The sequence below is a fragment of the Bacillus sp. C30 genome (genome assembly GCF_040838255.1).
GTDB classification, from domain to species: Bacteria; Bacillota; Bacilli; order Bacillales; family Bacillaceae_G; genus Bacillus_A; species Bacillus_A mycoides.
In genome coordinates this window covers 1-2,938 of the sequence record NZ_JBFPJH010000375.1, presented here as the reverse complement: position 1 = coordinate 2,938, position 2,938 = coordinate 1, and the positions used below count along the sequence as shown (strand labels likewise).

Genomic DNA, 2,938 nt, shown 5'->3' with positions numbered 1-2,938 from the left:
CCTTATATTTTTATATCCGTGAAAACTACAAAATGTATAAAATTCCATTTGTCAAATGAATTTAATGCGGAAGGAGGTTTGTGGTTACTTCATCGGGATATAATAATCAGTTTTGAACTGATAAAAATATAGGAGGCGACATAATGTTTCGTACGATTTCAAATTTCATGAGAGTAGCTGAGATAAGAAACAAAATTCTTTTTACACTAGCGATGCTAATTGTTTTTCGAATTGGCACGTTTATTCCAGTTCCTCATACTAACGCAGAGGTATTAAAAGTACAAGATCAAGCCAACGTTTTAGGTATGCTGAACGTATTTGGCGGAGGAGCACTGCAACACTTCTCAATCTTTGCTGTAGGTATCACACCATATATTACAGCTTCTATCATTGTACAATTACTACAAATGGACGTTGTACCTAAATTTACAGAATGGGCAAAGCAAGGAGAAATGGGCCGTAAGAAATCAGCTCAATTTACTCGCTACTTTACAATCATTCTCGCATTCATACAATCCATTGGGATGTCTTATGGTTTTAATAATATAGCAGGTGGACAATTAATTACAGATCAAAGCTGGACTACATACTTATTTATTGCGACAGTTTTAACTGCTGGTACTGCATTTTTACTTTGGTTAGGTGAACAAATTACCGCTAATGGCGTTGGTAATGGAATCTCAATGATTATCTTCGCAGGACTTGTTGCGGCGATTCCGAATGTCGCTAATCAAATTTATTTGCAACAATTCCAAAACGCAGGCGATCAGTTATTTATGCACGTAATAAAAATGGTTTTAATTGGACTCGTAATTTTAGCGATAGTTGTTGGTGTTATTTACATTCAACAAGCTGTTCGAAAAATACCGATTCAATATGCAAAAGCTGTTTCAGGAAACAATCAATATCAAGGAGCAAAAAATACTCATTTACCTCTTAAAGTAAATAGTGCAGGTGTAATTCCTGTTATCTTTGCTTCAGCCTTTTTAATGACGCCGCGTACAATTGCGCAGCTCTTCCCTGATTCAAGCGTATCTAAATGGATAATTGCGAATCTTGATTTTGCACATCCATTTGGAATGACACTATATGTGGGTCTTATCGTTGCCTTCACATATTTCTACGCGTTTATTCAAGTAAATCCTGAACAAATGGCTGAGAATTTGAAAAAGCAAAACGGATATGTCCCGGGTATTCGCCCAGGTAAATCTACAGAACAGTATGTAACAAAAATTTTATACCGTTTAACATTTATCGGTGCGATTTTCTTAGGAGCAATTTCAATATTACCACTTGTATTTACAAAAATCGCTACATTACCACCATCTGCTCAAATCGGTGGTACAAGTTTACTAATCATCGTAGGTGTTGCATTAGAAACGATGAAGACGTTAGAAAGTCAACTTGTGAAGCGTCATTATAAAGGTTTTATAAAAAAAGTGAATTAATTACAAAAACACACTAGAAGTCACAATAGCGACCTAGTGTGTTTTTATTATAAAAACTTATAATAACGGAGGTTTTGTCTTATGAGTCAAAGAATGTCTTATTATGATATTTCGCCTGATGGTATGAAAATTATGATGGATATGGAGAAATACACGAAGAAATCTTCAATTAATCGAGCTGTTAGAGAGCTTATAAAAATTAGAGTCTCTCAAATTAACGGCTGTGCTTATTGTATCGATATGCATACTTCTGACGCCCGAAAATTGGGTGAAACCGAGCAAAGAATTTATTGCTTAAATGCTTGGGATGATTGTGATTTTTATACTCCTGAAGAAAAAGTTGCTCTGGAACTATCGGAGCATATTACTCTCATTCCTACTAAAAGAGTTCCTGAAAATCTATACAACCGAGTACGTGAATACTTTGACGAAAAACAATATGTTGATCTTGTGTTAATCATTAATCAAATAAATAGTTGGAATCGAATTTCTATTGCGATGGGTAATACCGTAATAAAAAAATAACACTTATCCACCAAACATTATGCGATTGATTTAGTTAAGTGTAAAATTAAATACACCCTATATTAAAACACAGTTGGTTATTTCTCCAACTGTGTTTTTGATTTTACTATCTCTAATCTGTATTCTAATGTGTTAATCATTTTCTTCAAATTAACTATTTTTCCTTCTAAATTTTGAATACGTTTTCCGCTGTTTTCCACATCATTAAGCTTTAACTACATCTCTTTTTTTAACAACCTTCCTTGCTTAAAATAAACTCCAAGTGTAGTACGATTTGCTAAAAATACACCGATTAATATTAGACAAGCCCCAATTCCCATTGCAGGATTTAATGGTTCTCCTAATACAAAATAACCTACAATAACAGCGATTAATGGAGATACATACAACCATGTTGATGGAAATATTGGATTTGTTTTTGATAAGAGCCAATAATATAAACCGTGCCCACCGATTGATCCTACAAATATGAGATATAAAATTGGCCATTGTACATTCCAAGATGTTAAGACTGTTAGATTAGGCTGTTCCATTACAATAGATACAATTAATAACAAGATTCCCCCAAAAAACATTTGAATACCGTTAATCAGAAAAGGTGATACGTCAGGCGAATTTGAAAGTATTTCTTTTGAATAAATAGAACCTATTCCGTAAAATAGTTGCCCAACTATTATGACAAGGCATGCAATACTCCATATGAAAGTAAGTTCTTGATGCACGCCAGGTAAAGATATAAATAAAACTCCTGTAAGTGCTATGAATAAAGCCAAAAACTGTTCTCGTTGTAATTTTGTTTTATTTCTCTTTGATTGTAGCAATAAAATCATCATTGGGGCTGTTGCAGAAAGCACTGCTGCTAATCCAGAAGAAATGTGCTGTTCTGCCCAATATAACGTTGCGAATGTCATAAATGTTAAACAAAAACCAGCATATATAATACGTTTCGATAATAAGTAAGGCAT

General features: G+C 33.8%; 3 protein-coding genes. 2 read left to right on the top strand and 1 reads right to left on the bottom strand.

Annotated elements, in window-relative coordinates:
- Positions 1-143: 143 nt before the first annotated feature.
- The gene (gene secY, locus AB3X49_RS20460; RefSeq protein ID WP_367964395.1) at positions 144-1,448 is read left to right on the top strand and encodes a preprotein translocase subunit SecY; all 1,305 of its coding nucleotides are present in this window, start codon (positions 144-146) and stop codon (positions 1,446-1,448) included.
- An 81-nt stretch (positions 1,449-1,529) separates the two neighbouring features.
- Positions 1,530-1,973, top strand: a complete 444-nt coding sequence (locus tag AB3X49_RS20455; RefSeq protein WP_000083090.1) for a carboxymuconolactone decarboxylase family protein — start codon at positions 1,530-1,532, stop codon at positions 1,971-1,973.
- Between the two features lie 215 nt (positions 1,974-2,188).
- Here AB3X49_RS20455 and AB3X49_RS20450 read toward each other — a convergent pair.
- A partial coding sequence (locus AB3X49_RS20450) for a DMT family transporter (RefSeq protein WP_367964393.1) occupies positions 2,189-2,938 on the bottom strand: 750 nt, incomplete at its 5' end.

Bases quoted from the DNA above. Each gene is read 5' to 3' on its own strand.
- secY (WP_367964395.1), top strand. From the start codon at position 144: ATGTTTCGTACGATTTCAAATTTCATGAGAGTAGCTGAGATAAGAAAC.
- AB3X49_RS20455 (WP_000083090.1), top strand. From the start codon at position 1,530: ATGAGTCAAAGAATGTCTTATTATGATATTTCGCCTGATGGTATGAAA.